Origin of the sequence: Bacteroides propionicifaciens DSM 19291 = JCM 14649 (assembly GCF_000375405.1) — a bacterium.
Lineage (GTDB): Bacteria > Bacteroidota > Bacteroidia > Bacteroidales > Bacteroidaceae > Bacteroides_E > Bacteroides_E propionicifaciens.
Window position 1 is genome coordinate 1 of record NZ_AQWS01000005.1, and the last position, 14,974, is coordinate 14,974.

Here is a 14,974-nt window from a genome sequence, read left to right on the forward strand (position 1 = left end):
AGTATCCTGTAGAAATCAGAAAAGTCATCTATACAACTAACTTAATCGAAAATCTTAATGGCAAGATTAGAAAGTACACCAAGAACAAATTATCGTTCCCAACCGATGATTCTGTGATGAAATCAGTATATTTAGCCGTTAGAGAGGCCACAAAGAAGTGGTCAATGCCTATCAGGGACTGGGGCATAATTTTAAATCAGTTCCTAATTATTTACAAAGAAAGGGTCAGGCTATAACAATAACCCAACCCAAGCTTAATTTACTTACACACTTCCTGAGACAGTGTCACATAATATTACAGAAATCACTATTTCGACCATTCGTGGCGAAAACTATAAAATTGATTTGAAAGAAATTAAATACTAATATTAGTACTTAGTTTACCTATCAAGAAAGGTCATAAGAATTTACATTCTTATGACCTTTTTGCTTGCGCTTTATGAGCTTACTTCAATCGTCTAGATGAGTTCAGACCTAGTATATTTGCTGAACCAGACAGCTTGAAAAACGAAGCGGGTGTGCCAATTATGACACACCCGCTTATCTTATATGTTTTGAGTAATATTCTTTAATTACTCAGCAGCAGCTTCTTCAGTTCCCCATGATTGGTTGGCTAAGCGAGCATAGTTATTGTATCTCCATTTAGCATTATCTTGAGCAGCAGCAAATAATTCTTCTGCTTCGTTAGGATATTGCTTTTTAACAGATAAGTAACGTACTTCTCCCATTAGGAAATCATGGAATTTATCCCATTGTGGTTCTTTTGAATCAAGGATAAATGGATTCTTACCTTCAGCTTCTAACTGTGGATTGTATCTCCATAGGTGCCAGTATCCACACTCAACAGCTCTGTCTTGTTCTTCTTGAGTTTTACCCATACCAGCTTTTAGGCCGTGGCTAATACAAGGAGAATAAGCAATGATAAGTGATGGTCCTGGATAAGCTTCAGCCTCACGAATAGCTCTAAGTGTTTGAGCTTGGTTTGCACCAATTGCAATTTGAGCAACGTATACATAACCGTAAGTTGTAGCCATCATACCAAGGTCTTTCTTACGAACTCTCTTACCAGATGCAGCAAATTTAGCAATAGCGCCTAGTGGTGTTGCTTTTGAAGACTGACCACCAGTGTTAGAGTAAACCTCTGTATCAAGTACCATGATGTTGATATCTTTACCACTTGCAATAACGTGGTCAAGTCCACCAAAACCAATATCATACGATGCACCGTCACCACCAATAATCCAGTGTGAACGTTTGATGATATATTGTTTTAGAGCAAGAATATCTTTGCAAATCAGACATCCACAAGCTTCAGCTTTAGGAACGATTTGTTCGTATAGTTCTTTAGTTTTATCTGCTACCTCTTTGTTTTCAATCCACTCATTGAATAGACCTTTGAGTTCGTCAGAACAGTCGTTGCAATCTGCAGCTTTAACCATCAAATCTTGAAGGCGTTCGCGCATTTTAGAGTTTGCAAGTTCCATACCGAAACCAAATTCACAGAAATCTTCAAATAGTGAGTTAGCCCATGCTGGACCTCTTCCTTGATCATTTGTTGTATATGGTGTAGAAGGAACAGAACCAGAGTAAATTGAAGAACAACCTGTAGCATTAGCTACCATTTGGCGATCACCAAACAGTTGAGTCAATAGTTTTACATATGGAGTTTCTCCACAACCAGAACAAGCACCAGAGAACTCAAATAATGGAGTTGCGAACTGAGAGTTTTTAACATTAGAGCTAACATCAACTAGGTGTTGTTTAGTTTTAACATTATCAACACAGTAATCCCAGTTTGGAACTTGGTTTAGTTGAGATTCTAATGGTTTCATCACAAGAGCTTTACCACCCTTACGAGGATTACCTGGACAAACATCAGCACAGTTGCTACAGCCTAAGCAGTCTAACGCATCTACTTGGATACGGAATGTCATGCCTGCAAATTGTTTACCAACTGCTTTAAGGGATGGGAATTCTGCACCTTTTTGCTCTTCTTCATCCAATAGGAATGGACGGATTGAAGCGTGAGGACAAACATAAGCACACTTGTTACATTGGATACAGTTTTCTGGATTCCATTCTGGAACAAATGCAGCTACACCACGTTTTTCGTAAGCAGCAGTACCTTGTTGCCATGTACCATCTTCAATACCTTTGAAAGTAGAAACTGGTAATAAGTCACCATCTTGTGCGTTAATCGGACGAACAACTTCGTTGATAAATGCAGGATCGTTATTTGTTTCAGCAGCTTCATCAGGAAGATTAGCCCATGAAGGATCTACAGGAAGTACTTCGTATTCACCTCCACGATCAACAGCAGCATAGTTTTTGTTTACAATGTCTTCACCTTTTAATCCGTAAGATTTCACGATGAATTTCTTCATCTGCTCTACAGCTAAATCAACAGGGATAACATTAGTAATACGGAAGAATGCTGATTGCAAGATTGTATTTGTACGGTTACCTAGACCAATTTCTTGAGCAATTTTAGTTGCATTGATATAGTAAACAGTAATATTACGCTTAGCGAATAAGCGTTTAATCTTATTTGGTAAGTGTTTTACTAGTTCTTCTCCACTCCAAATTGTATTCAATAGGAATGTTCCGTTTTGTTTTAAACCTTTAGTAACATCATACATTCTTAGATAAGCCTGTACGTGACAAGCCACAAAGTTTGGTGTATTTACTAAATAAGTTGAACGGATTGGTTCGTTACCAAAACGAAGGTGAGAACAAGTGAAACCACCTGATTTTTTAGAGTCATAAGAGAAATAAGCTTGACAGTGTTTATTGGTGTTGTCACCAATGATTTTCACTGAGTTCTTATTAGCACCTACAGTACCATCAGCACCTAAACCATAAAATTTAGCTTCGTAGATACTGTCACCACCCAATGCGATTTCTTCTTCTTGTGGAAGAGATGTAAATGTAACGTCATCAACTATACCAATAGTAAATTGATTTTTAGGCATTGGCAATGCCAAGTTATCATATACAGCAAGGATTTGTGCTGGAGTAGTGTCTTTAGATGAAAGACCGTAGCGTCCACCAACGATAACAGGAGCATTATCTTTGCCGTAGAAACAGTCTTTAACGTCAAGATATAATGGTTCGCCTGTAGCACCTGGTTCTTTAGTTCTATCAAGAACAGCGATTCTCTTCACTGTTTTTGGAACTGCAGAAAGGAAGTGTTTAGCTGAGAAAGGACGGTATAAGTGTACTGCAACTAGACCTACTTTTTCGCCTTGAGCGTTTAGATGGTCAATAGTTTCACGGATAGCTTCTGTAACAGAACCCATCGCAATAATTACGCGATCAGCATCTTCAGCACCATAGTAGTTGAACAAGCCATATTTACGACCAGTAATAGCCGTTAGTTTGTCCATGTAATCTTCTACAATAGCAGGAACTGCATCGTAGAAACTATTAGCTGCTTCTCTGTGTTGGAAGTAAACGTCTGGGTTTTCAGCCATACCACGAGCTACTGGAGCGTGTGGGTTAAGAGCTCTTTCACGGAACTCTTTTAGAGCATCTTGATCGATAAGATCAGCAAGATCTTCGTTTTCAAGAGATTCTATTTTTTGGATCTCGTGAGAAGTACGGAAACCGTCAAAGATATTCATAAATGGAACTCTAGAAGTAAGAGTAGCCAAGTGAGATATCGCAGCCATATCCATAACTTCTTGTACAGAACCCTGAACTAGCATTGCAAAGCCTGTTTGACGAGCAGCCATAACGTCTTGGTGGTCACCAAAGATAGATAGGGCTTGTGTTGCTAATGCACGTGCCGATACATGGAACACGCAAGGTAGCAGCTCACCAGAAATCTTATACATGTTAGGAATCATCAATAATAATCCCTGAGATGCAGTATAAGTTGTTGATAAAGCACCTGCTTGTAATGAACCGTGAAGTGCACCTGCAGCTCCACCTTCTGATTGCATTTCTTGTACTAGAACTGTCTCTCCGAAGATGTTTTTGCGACCTGCAGCCGCCCATTCATCTACATATTCAGCCATAGTTGAAGAAGGAGTAATGGGGTAAATCGAAGCTACCTCAGTGAACATATATGAAATATGCGCAGCAGCTTGATTCCCATCACAAGTAATGAATTTCTTCTGTTTAGTCATAACTAATATAATTAAGTAAAAAATTGAGTTAATACAAAAAACCAAATAGCCACAACGGAATCTGGTTTTCATGACCCAACTCTAAATTATGTATTGCATACGTAATCTCTGAGTTGATTTTGGTCGTTTGCTTTTCAGCACATATCTTAAATGTAGATTTTTCATCTATCAAGTATGATTTCTGTCTTGTAGATTGATTAACAAGATGATCTTTCCAAACACAATTTACAAAAAATGTCTCAATAATATCTTGTTCATCCACCTTTATAGGATAAATAGAATACATAAGACTCGTATTGTGCATCATAACTTTTGATGGTTTTTTAGGAAATGTCTCTCCTAAGGGATAGATCAAATTGACCAATCTAGCGTCGGCAAGGTACTTAATATAATTCATAACAGTAGCCCGAGATGTATCAATAGTTTTGGCCAGTTGACTCACATTTGGTGCTTTTGGCCCGTCAACAGCTAAAGCATATAACAGCTGTTTGATTTTTGATAAATATTTGAGTTCTATCTGTTTGATAAGTAAAATGTCGACCTCTATCATCATATTCATGGTCTTTAATAAGTTTTCAGAGAAGTTTCGTTTCTCAAGAAAAAAAGGATAAAAACCGTGATGAATATAGTCTTGTAAATATCTTAGTGGTTGTACTTTGGATAGTATTGTTTTGCTTATTTCTACATGGGAAGTCAGGATGTCTTTTAAGCTTAATGCCTGAAAACTCATTCCTGTTTGGTAGTTGAGGAATTCTCTAAAAGAAAATCCCCTTAAATTATAGCTCTTAACGATATTATTCAGCTCAGGATTTTCAGCTTTAAGGCGCATTACTGAGGAGCCCGTAAATACAATTTTAAGTTCGGGGAAATTGTCGTAACAAAACTTCAACTCCTTGCTCCAGTCTTCGTATTTGAAGACTTGGTCAATGAGTAATACTTTTCCACCTTGGGCGATGAATTCTTGAACGAATTCTTGGAGTCCATGGGTTGAAAAATAGAAGTTATTCATATTGATATACAGACATGACCTATCAGAGCCAAACTTCTCGTTGGCATATTGTAATAAAAAAGAAGTTTTACCCACTCCTCGAGTCCCTTTAATACCAATTAGGCGATCTTGCCAATTGATCTCATCCATAAGGTCTCTGCGGATGGGCGCATTGTTGTGCTCTATTAGATAGGTGTGTGTGCGATAGAATGATTCCATGCCATGTGTGTATTTACGTACAAGCAAATATACTTTAATTTTTATATATTGCAAAGTGGGGTTAGCAAAATTATAAGATTTAACTCAGATTGTTTTGGGCTTAAAAATAGGTTTGTAAACATATCAGAAGAGTTACTGGAACTGCTGGGCGTCCTTCTTTAATTAATTGTTCGAAATCAGATGAGTATGTAGGTGCTGAGTTTATTTATAATCAGCATTATGGCTTAGTTGAACGATCCTTTGGTTTGTTTGCTCTGACCTACTCGCAGGGGTTAAACCACCCTTTGGTTTTTCATTGCCTAGTATATTCAAAAAGCTTCTATTTATTAAATTATCATTCCCACAGGATTGAGTTTGTTGTAAAGTCTATACCTTTGTAATCTTAATTATGCAAAGACTCTATTACTTCAATCCCGATACTGATTTGGCTCTTGCCAATAATGATCCAAATTTTATGTCACCACAAGCCATTCGGTGGTTGGCTAAAGACTTGGCTTTGCTCCCTATTTGGTATGCTCAAAGAGGTTCAGTCGTCTTAGTGGACCAAAGTGTAGATAAAATTTATCTTGATTATCTAAAGAGTATATTTGATTTAGACGTTCACTTATTGCTTGAATCGGAGATTATCTCGGATAAGCTTGACCTTCAGCTTTATCCTTGGGGGTGGAACTTAGCTGTAAGACGAAAATTTGAGCGTTTAGGCTTTCCTGAGGCTAAGATAAAATCTGTCGATCAGATTGACATGATAAGAAATCTTAGCAGCAGGGTTTGGATGAAATCCTTGCTAAATGCTTTACCTCACAATTCATCGTTTTGTGGGCAGTCCCAAGTCTTAATAAGTCTAGACGATCTATTAAGCTTAGCTATAGATTTAGATCGGTTTTTGCTTAAAGCGCCATTCTCAGGGAGTGGGCGAGGATTGAAATGGTGTCGCTATGGGTTGGATAAAGCTTCCCTTAGTTGGTTTGATAACACAATTAAGCAACAGAAATCCGTCATCGCAGAGCCTATCTATGAGCGTGTTGAAGACTTCGCCATGGAATTTGAACTTGTTGATTCGACTCAAATCAGCTTTATAGGGTACTCCTATTTTAAAACAACCGATAACGGTGTTTACTTGGGCAATCACTTGCTGAGTGATGATGAGTTTCGTTTACGCATTGAACGTGAATATTTTGAAGATGGATTTTTATTCTCAGTTCGTCAGCAACTCATGAAAGTCTTGCTTGCTCATTACGGACAAGGTTATCGTGGAGTTTTAGGCGTAGATATGATGGTCTGTAAGGCAACGGATGAATCTTTTAAACTTCATCCGTGTGTTGAGGTTAATCTGCGAATGAATATGGGTGTTGTAGCACGGTTTTTCTATGAACGCTTTGTGCGTGAGGGTAAACAAGGACGTTTTGCTGTGGACTTTAGTAAGACCCAAGGCGAGACTTTGGCTATGCACATTGAAAGGCAAAATAAATACCCTCTTGTTTTAGAAAAGGGTAAAATTATATCGGGTTATCTTTCGCTTTCAGCAGTTACTTCAGAGTCGCAATGTCAAGCGTGGGTGATAGTTGAATAGCCTGACTTTCGTTACCAAACCTGTCGATTGTGGAGACTGCAAAATAGCTGTATTTAAGCATAGGGTTGGCTGGAGTATAAATATACTGAACTCCTTTGACATAGATATCCAAAATATTTTCGGGTTTACTGGTGTCTACAGGAAAACTATCTGACTTATAAACAACAAAACTAACCTCTTCGTCCTCTTGGCTATTAATTTCCCAGTTAAGTAATGCAGAGTCATCGGTTATTTTGAGTGTTAGGTTCTGTGGCATTTGAGGAGTCGTTTGGTCGAGCCAGGGCATTGGGGGTATCAATGCTGGGTATTTATAATAAATATTTTTTAGAGATGTATATACCCCTTGTGTATCGTTAACTAAGAACTCTGCTCTAAAAAACGCGTGGCCGGCAAGGTTATTCTGACGTACGAAATAAAGTTGTCTTTGAATCTCTTCCGAAGTCCAGTTTCCTTCTCGGGGGTCAAGAAAGTAGATTCCTAGGCCAGATATGATTTGTCGTCCATTGCTTTGCTGAGCCCAGTCGAGTGCAAAAGGATAATAATTGTTTCCTCGAAAATACATCATAGGATAAACTTGATCTTGTATTCCTAACTCCAACCACTTGAATACATCTTGGTAGACCGTTTCGTAAGCATTCCAGCCTCGAGCTGAATAACGATTGGTATCACTGTGTTTGCCAATAGGGCTACTGCTCACTTTTACCCACGGCTTGATGCTCTTCACTAAGTGGTAGGAGTGACTTAAGATTTCAGTAATATTATCTCTTCTCCATTGATCCAAAGTTCTGCCGTTACCTAGTTTTTTAAATTCCTTTTGGTCGGGAAAGCTTTTTTGAGCTCCATCAGGGTATCTTAAATAATCAAAATGTATCCCGTCAACATCGTAATTTGATGTGATGTCTTCGACAAGTCTACCTAAATAGTCTTTTGCCGTAGGGCTGGCAGGGTTAATGTACCACCCTCCTTTAAATTTAATGAAAGTTTTAGGCTCTTTGTGTATTGGTGAGGCCTTTCCTAGTTGTTGGTGTGTTTTAATACTTCCACTCGGTATAGCTACCAACCATGCATGGCACTCCATTCCACGCTTATGCGATTCCTCTATAGCAAATTGGAGAGCATCATAGCCGGGATCTATATTTGTTTTACCTGTTAACGACATACTCGAAGGCTCCCACTTTGATCGATAATTAGCATCTCCTCTACCTCTAACCTGAAATATTACTGTATTGAAGTTGGCAGCTTTAAGTATATCTAAAAGTTGAATTAGCTCTTTTTGTTGCTTTTTACGCGTTTCTGGCGAAATTGAAAGTGTTTGTGGCCAATCTAGTCTGTATGCCGTTGTAATCCATGCAGCTCTAACCTCTCGTTTGGGGTGTGTGTTGCTCTTTAGGGATGAGCTTAGCAGTAATATGATGAGTATAAATATGTATTTCTTCATGCTTGGGGTATTTCGTAATGATTACAAAGATAGATAGAAATATCACTTTTAGTTGTGAATATTATAGAATATAACGTGGGCTTTGTATCTTTACGTAAAATGTAATAATAAAACAAAGTGAAAAAAAAGCTTAGAAAAGCGAACATCATTGCTGGTGCTCTGTTTATATATACTACAGTAGTTGCTATCTATTTTTTGTTTTTCTTTGATCGTGAAAACACCATGGAACATTACCTTACGATAGGTTTTTCATACCTGATCATTTATGTTCTTTGGTTGGTTTTAAGAAAAAAAGAGCAATTAGCACAAAAGCGAAAAGAAGGTACTAATCAAAACGATAAAATATGAGAAAATTATTATTAATAGCCCTGTTGTTTGTGGCTACAATGAGTGCTAATGCTCAATTTGAGCAAGGTAAATGGTTTGTTAATGCTGGTTTAACAGGTTTAGATTTGTCGTATAGCAAACAAACTAAAGGACATTTTGGATTAGATGCAGGAGGAGGTTATTTTATAAAAGACAATATTGCCATCTTAGCCGAATTAGGTGGTGATTGGTCAAGTCCCGTTGATAAGTATAAACTAGCGGCTAAAGGTCGTTACTATTTTGATAAGATCGGTATTTTTGCTGGTGCTGGATTAAAATTAAGCAGTTTACAATATAAAGGACAAGATAAGTCAAACGATTTTGCATTAATAATGGAAGGTGGTTATGCTTATTTCTTAAGTAGAACTGTAACAATTGAACCCTCTATTTATTGGGATTTAAGCTTTAGAAACAGTGATTATACAGCATTTGGTTTAAAATTAGGATTCTCATTCTATTTCTAAATCGAATCCATATCATTGAAATTTAATATAAGGGAGAAGTTATTTATATAGCTTCTCCCTTAATATTTAAATAGCTGTATAGTTATTTCTTAAAACCCATTGTATAAATTCTAAGTTTAGAGGGTTTAGCTGAAAGTTCTTTAAAGTCTTATGTGAAATACTGTTATATCTTTTTTAGGGAGTTAGTGTAGCTGAATTTGGTAGGTGGGATTTCTAAAAAACTCTGCCTAAAAATTAGAATAAAATTATATCTTTGTAGTTACGGTTAGAATTCCTGTTTATACTACTATGTAGAGCAGAAAATCAATCAATTAAAAGTCTATGAACAAGCCTATTATTGAATATAAAGGAGTTGATATCTTTCAAGATGATACTTTGGTGCTTCAAGATGTCAATTTGGCCCTAAATAAAGGTGAATTGGTATACTTAGTAGGTGAGGTAGGTTCGGGTAAGTCGACTTTATTGCAAACGATGTTTAGCGAAATACCTATATCCAAAGGTGAAGCTCGTATCCTTGATTTTAATCTATGTGAGATTAAATCAAAAGATCGGCTATCTTTAAGGCGCAAGCTAGGCATTGTTCACCAAGATTTTAAACTGTTTTCTGACCAGACGGTTTATAGCAATTTAAGATTGGTATTAGAATGTACTGGTTTGAAAGATAAACTTTTGATTGATAGTCAGATCAATAATGTTTTAGCTCAGGTAAATCAGACGGATAGTTTAGAGTCGTTTCCCGATGAGCTTTCTGGAGGCCAGCAGCAGCGTGTAGCTTTGGCTCGCGCGTTGCTAAACAATCCGTCGATAATATTGGTTGATGAGCCAACTGGCAATCTTGACTTTTTAACAGGAAAAACGATTTTTAAGCTATTGTCTGACTTAGCATCTGGTGGTACTTTGGTTATAATGGCAACTCATAATTTGCAGTCTGTGTATGATTATGAAGGAACCGTTTATCAGATAAAAAATCAGACATTACAAAATATTACCTCAAAGGTATATATGAAGTAAAGTCTTACGATATACTGTAAATAAATAATATATAACATTTTAATAGCGTAGCGAAATGAAAATAATGAAGTTTGGAGGGACCTCTGTAGGTAGTGCTTCTCGCATGAAAGAGGTGGCCAAATTAATTACTAATGGTGATAAGAATATAGTGGTGTTATCGGCTATGTCTGGTACAACCAACACCTTAGAGGAAATTTCGGATTATCTGTATAAGAAAAATCCTGAAGGTGCGAATGAGATTATTAACCAATTAGAAGCTCAATATAGAAAACATATTGAAGAGTTACTTTCTACCCCAGAGTTTAAGCAACGTGGGATGGAGTTGATAAAATCGCATTTTGATTACATTCGCTCTTTTACAAAGGATCTCTTTACGCTGTTTGAGGAAAAAGTGGTTTTAGCACAAGGAGAGTTGATTTCTACGGCTATGATGAATTTTTATCTACAAGAACAAGGTGTAAAGTCTGTATTACTTCCTGCATTAGAATTTATGCGTACGGATAAGAATGCAGATCCTGACCCTGTATATATCAAAGATAAGTTGCATAACCAACTAGAGCTTCATGATGAAGCTACTTTGTTTGTTACTCAAGGCTATATTTGTCGCAATGCATATGGTGAGATTGATAACCTTCAAAGAGGTGGTAGTGATTACACAGCTTCATTGATTGGTGCCGCAGTTAATGCTGAGGAAATTCAAATTTGGACAGATATTGATGGTATGCATAATAATGACCCTCGTATTGTTGATAAAACAAAACCAGTTCGTCATCTGCAATTTGAAGAGGCTGCTGAGTTGGCTTATTTCGGTGCTAAAATATTGCATCCAACATGTATCCAGCCAGCTAAGTATGCAAATATTCCAGTAAGGCTTCTGAATACTATGGATCCTAATGCTGCAGGTACACTGGTTAGTAATGAATCTGAAGAGGGTGTAATCAAAGCTGTAGCAGCTAAAGAAGATATTACTGCAATTAAGATTAAGTCTAGTCGCATGTTACTTGCGCATGGATTTTTGCGTAAGGTATTTGAGATTTTTGAAAGTTACCAAACTTCAATCGATATGATCTGTACCTCTGAGGTAGGAGTATCGGTAACTATTGATAACAATAAACACCTAAATGAGATTTTGAACGATCTCAAAAAATATGGAACTGTTACTGTAGATCACGATATGTGTATCATTTGTGTGGTTGGAGACTTGCGTTGGGAAAATGTTGGATTTGAGGCTAAGGCCTTAGATTCTATGAAGAATATTCCTGTTCGTATGATATCCTTTGGAGGTAGTAACTACAATATCTCTTTTTTAATACGCAAATCAGACAAAGCTCGAGCTTTACAACAATTAAGTGATGGGCTATTTAATGGGATTAAATAAAATCAAATAATCAGCACGAAGCGTTTTTAGCCTCTCCTTAGTTGGATGTTAAAAACGCTTTTTTATTAAAACTTGTACATTATGAAAGGAAAGTTTCCATTAGACCAATTCTCAAGCTTGTGTACTCCTTTTTATTATTACGATACTGGTTTACTTCAAAAGACTCTTGATGCTATTAAGCAGCAACTTAAAGGGCAAGAACAGTTCCGAGTACATTATGCCATGAAAGCAAATGTGAATCCTAAACTCTTATCCATCATTAAAGATAATGGTTTTGGTGCCGACTGTGTTAGTGGTGGTGAGATTAGTGCTGCAATCCTAGCAGGATTTTCTCCACAAGAAATTGTCTTTGCTGGAGTTGGTAAAGCCGATTGGGAAATAGAACTCGGTCTGGACTTAAATATATTTTGTTTTAATGTAGAGTCTATAGCAGAACTTCGAGTTATTGATGAAATAGCACAAGTTATGGGTAAGGTAGCGCGTGTTTGCCTACGAATCAACCCGAATGTTAAGGCTAATACTCATGCAAATATTGCAACTGGGCAAGCTGAGAATAAGTTTGGAATTGCACTTCAAGATTTAGATAAGGTTCTTGGTGTGTTGACGGAGCTTAAGTCAATAGAATTTATTGGTTTGCACTTTCATATCGGATCACAAATTCTTGACATGAGTGATTTTAGAGCATTGTGTATGCGTATCAATGAAATCATGGATGCTCTTGAATCTCGTGGCATTCGTATTCCTAATCTTAATGTAGGTGGTGGTTTGGGGATTGATTATGACCACCCTAATCGTCAAAGTATCCCTGATTTTGAGGCTTATTTTGATGTGTACGATACACATCTTCGTTTGCGCCCCTACCAAACACTTCATTTTGAGTTGGGACGTTCCATTGTTGGGCAATGTGGGACACTGATTAGCAAAGTTCTTTATGTTAAGGAGGGTGTAAATAAGGAATTTGCCATTTTAGATGCAGGAATGAATGATTTAATTCGTCCTGCATTATATCAGGCAGCTCATAAAATAGAAAATATTACTTCTCAGGAAGCACTATCATCGTATGATGTAGTAGGTCCTGTTTGTGAATCATCCGACGTTTTTGGAAAGTCAGTCGATTTGAACCGTGTTTCTAGAGGTGATTTGATTGCTATCCGATCGGCAGGGGCTTATGGTGAGGTGATGGCTTCTCAATACAACTGTCGTCCCTTAGCTAATTCTTACTTTTCGGATGAATTTATCTAAACAAAACAGTGTCTATTCTTGTTACTTGATAGACAATATAGAATATAGATTTTTACTTAAAATATAGAGATATGAGAATTTCACAGAAATTAGAAAAGAAAATTAACGAGCAGATAACAGAAGAACTTTGGTCTGCTAACTTGTACTTATCAATGTCATTTTATATGGCTAGCCAAGGTTATTCAGGTTTTGCTGCATGGTTGAAAGCTCAATCTATCGAAGAAACTGAGCACGCTCACCAATTTGCTGAATACTTGATTACTCGTAACGGTGTAGCTTTGGTTGATAAGCTTGATGTGGTTCCTCAAGGTTGGGGTACTGTAGAAGAGGTTTTCGAAAATGTATACAAACACGAATGCCATGTTTCTGAGGCGATCAACGAACTTATGACTCTTGCGATTGAAGAGAAAGACTATGCTAGTCAAGACTTTTTATACACTTTCGTGCGTGAACAAGTTGAGGAAGAATCAACTTCTGAAGAGCTATTAACACGTATCAAACAAGCAGGTCCTCACGGATTATTCTACCTAGATAAACATTTAGTTAGAGCTGCTAATGCATAACTAATCATTGCATTCTACAACTCTTGTAGAATTATAATAAAGAAGAGGCGATCAGTATTTAAACTGATCGCCTCTTCTTTGTATCTATTGTCTGTATTAGCTAGATTTTAATGAGGTCCAAATGATGGATCATTAAACGAAGTAAAGATCATGTCAAGCTTAATCTTATCACCAAGCATGCCACCTTTAAGTTTGGCATATTCAGGTCTTAAACTATGTCTGATTTTTATTATTACTTGTGCTTCCTGACCATACATGTCTTGTTCTTTGGTTATATCGAGGATTACAGGAATAAGAACCATGTGATTCCAATCTTCCGCTAACTCTTTACTTTCTGCTGCTGCTTTTTCATCACTCAATGTGTTGATAAGCCTAGAGATATTAGGAAATATATATTGTCCGTTATTGTTAATTTGGGCTATGTATGATGTAATATTGTCAGTAACCTTATTTTCTTCAAAGAAGCTCTTAATCTCACTTTTTCGAATCATTAGTAGATTCTGAGGTTTTTTCATGGTAAATACCCCTTTATCTTCATTGACATAGCTATCAAACTGTAGTTTTACCGAATTGATTGTATCATTCTTGATTTCGTCGTCGTTCTTGATTTCATCTATTGGTAAAGCTATTTCAGTAAATATACCTGCAGGTGATTTAATGTAAGTATGCTTATTCTCAGCAACTTTAGCATCTAATACTGCTTGGTCATTTTGGAATCGATTGAGTTGGAAGACCTCTTTGGTATTTACGAAGCTAATCATCGAAATAGTTGTAGAGTCTTTCTTATCGTAAGTTTGGAGAATCTCATTAGTCTTTTCATCTAATACGTAACGTTCAAAGCTAACATTTAACGCAACATGATCAAGATATAATATTGTTCCTCGGCCTTGGTCTACTTCTGCGTATATCCCTTTAAATACTTCCTTCTGGAATATATCGTTATTGTAGAAATACTCTTTATGTTCTCGATTCTTTTTGAGTATATCTTCTCCTACTTCTTTGGGTAGGGAGATTTTTATGGTTGGCTTGTAATATGGACTATTTTTTATTTCCTGAGAAACACTTAGGTTAGCTGCAGTGAATGTTGCTTGGCCTAAAGCCCCTTTTGATTTATTAAAATAGGCATAGGGATCAATATTAGTGTAATGTATCTCGCTACTCTCTTCAATGAACTCGTCTAGCTTGTATATATTTACGTGGTTGGGAACAATAGAGTCTCCAAAGAAGGTAGTGTAAGCAAGTATGATTTCAGTAGAATGTGTTTCATCTTTTACTAGAAGTCCTTTCTTCGTTTCACGATCGTAAACCTCAGGAAAGACTAAACTATCTAAACAGTTTAGTTGAGTCATGAAACTAGCTTCAAAAGAGCCGAAATCTTTATCGTTATATCTACCTAGATATGCTATATCTGTCCTTGCATAGACAGGACCAGATAGGATGGATTTAGTAGACGTGTCGTAGTTCTTAGATATTATTTCTATTTTATCTTTGTCAGGAAGAATCCCCAGACCTAATGAACCTGTGCTGTCATCACATCCAAAGAAAGAAAGGGCTATAAGAATAGCCCATAGATACTTTACTTTCATTATTGTATTATCTGATATG

Annotated in this window: 12 protein-coding genes; 8 read left to right on the forward strand and 4 right to left on the reverse strand. The window is 36.9% G+C overall.

Translation table 11 applies throughout. From position 1 onward, the window contains the following. On the forward strand, positions 1–236 hold a 236-nt coding region (locus B091_RS11645; RefSeq protein WP_040368768.1), incomplete at its 5' end, for a transposase. 336 nt (positions 237–572) lie between these two features. Here the strand turns inward: B091_RS11645 and nifJ are convergent. Continuing rightward, positions 573–4,130 (reverse strand): pyruvate:ferredoxin (flavodoxin) oxidoreductase, encoded by a 3,558-nt coding sequence (gene nifJ, locus B091_RS0102320; protein ID WP_018108397.1) that lies wholly within the window; start codon positions 4,128–4,130, stop codon positions 573–575. Between the two features lie 28 nt (positions 4,131–4,158). Continuing rightward, positions 4,159–5,337, reverse strand: a complete 1,179-nt coding sequence (locus B091_RS0102325; RefSeq protein ID WP_018108398.1) for an ATP-binding protein — start codon at positions 5,335–5,337, stop codon at positions 4,159–4,161. A gap of 388 nt (positions 5,338–5,725) precedes the next feature. On the opposite strand from B091_RS0102325, the gene B091_RS0102330 reads away from it, so the two are divergent. Further along, positions 5,726–6,907: a hypothetical protein gene (locus tag B091_RS0102330; protein WP_018108399.1), complete on the forward strand. Its 1,182-nt coding sequence runs from the start codon at positions 5,726–5,728 to the stop codon at positions 6,905–6,907. Here the strand turns inward: B091_RS0102330 and B091_RS0102335 are convergent. Further along, positions 6,864–8,345 (reverse strand): glycoside hydrolase family 10-like protein, encoded by a 1,482-nt coding sequence (locus B091_RS0102335; RefSeq protein ID WP_018108400.1) that lies wholly within the window; start codon positions 8,343–8,345, stop codon positions 6,864–6,866. The two genes, B091_RS0102330 and B091_RS0102335, sit on opposite strands and share 44 nt — an antisense overlap. Before the next feature lie 117 nt (positions 8,346–8,462). On the opposite strand from B091_RS0102335, the gene B091_RS0102340 reads away from it, so the two are divergent. The 6 genes from B091_RS0102340 (at position 8,463) to B091_RS0102365 (ending at position 13,369) form a co-directional block, all read left to right on the forward strand. After that, the gene (locus B091_RS0102340; protein WP_018108401.1) at positions 8,463–8,693 is read left to right on the forward strand and encodes a hypothetical protein; all 231 of its coding nucleotides are present in this window, start codon (positions 8,463–8,465) and stop codon (positions 8,691–8,693) included. Further along, complete coding sequence (locus B091_RS0102345) at positions 8,690–9,175, forward strand: porin family protein (protein WP_025069391.1); 486 nt, start codon at positions 8,690–8,692, stop codon at positions 9,173–9,175. Before B091_RS0102340 ends, B091_RS0102345 begins: the two co-directional genes overlap by 4 nt. 321 nt (positions 9,176–9,496) lie before the next feature. Further along, a complete protein-coding gene (locus tag B091_RS0102350) occupies positions 9,497–10,186 on the forward strand; it encodes a cell division ATP-binding protein FtsE (protein WP_018108403.1) in 690 nt (229 codons plus the stop codon). Between the two features lie 55 nt (positions 10,187–10,241). Further along, a complete protein-coding gene (locus B091_RS0102355; RefSeq protein ID WP_025069392.1) occupies positions 10,242–11,564 on the forward strand; it encodes an aspartate kinase in 1,323 nt (440 codons plus the stop codon). 81 nt (positions 11,565–11,645) lie between these two features. After that, positions 11,646–12,806: a diaminopimelate decarboxylase gene (lysA, locus tag B091_RS0102360; RefSeq protein WP_018108405.1), complete on the forward strand. Its 1,161-nt coding sequence runs from the start codon at positions 11,646–11,648 to the stop codon at positions 12,804–12,806. Positions 12,807–12,877: 71 nt separating this feature from the next. Beyond that, a complete protein-coding gene (locus B091_RS0102365; RefSeq protein WP_018108406.1) occupies positions 12,878–13,369 on the forward strand; it encodes a ferritin in 492 nt (163 codons plus the stop codon). A gap of 107 nt (positions 13,370–13,476) precedes the next feature. On the opposite strand, the gene B091_RS0102370 is transcribed toward B091_RS0102365, so the two are convergent. Beyond that, positions 13,477–14,955 carry a DUF4270 domain-containing protein gene (locus B091_RS0102370; RefSeq protein WP_025069393.1) on the reverse strand — a complete coding sequence of 493 codons (1,479 nt, stop codon included), beginning with the start codon at positions 14,953–14,955 and terminating at the stop codon, positions 13,477–13,479. Positions 14,956–14,974 lie beyond the last annotated feature (19 nt).